Below are 504 nucleotides of genomic sequence, written 5' to 3' on the forward strand. Positions count from 1 at the left end.
TTTGAAGAAATCATTATTTGTAGGCTTGGCTGCTTTAGGCTTCGTCGCAGTTGCAGGTTCAGCTACCGCTAACACTGCTTCAGCTAAAAGCTATGCTAAGGTTACATCGAACAAAAAGATGACCACTGACGCTACTACTCGTAACGTAAATGTCACCGGTACATCTGCACTTTATACTAAGGCTGGTACCTTGAAAGGTGCCAAGGTTGTCGCTACTAAAGCTACTTTAGCTGCAATCAAAGATTCTAAGCAAGGCCAAAAGAACTGGCGTGCTTACCAAGTTGCTACTACTAACCGTGGATCTGTTTACTACAAGGTCGTATCATTCGATAAGACTTATCGTGGCTGGATCTATGGTGGTAAGAGCACTGCTTCATTCGCTGGTGGTGTTGCTCAATACAGCACAACTACTGCCCCTGCAGCAGCTACTAACACTAGTTCTTCAGCATCTTCAACTTCAATCAATACTCAGGGTCAAACCACTGCATTGACTGACGCTCAAAA

Annotated in this window: 1 pseudogene; it reads left to right on the forward strand. The window is 44.2% G+C overall.

Annotation, left to right across the window (positions count from 1 at the left end):
* Position 1: 1 nt before the first annotated feature.
* Positions 2 to 504: pseudogene (locus FC51_RS12395) on the forward strand (hypothetical protein); the annotation flags it as partial.

The sequence above is a fragment of the Lentilactobacillus parabuchneri DSM 5707 = NBRC 107865 genome (assembly GCF_001435315.1).
Lineage (GTDB): Bacteria > Bacillota > Bacilli > Lactobacillales > Lactobacillaceae > Lentilactobacillus > Lentilactobacillus parabuchneri.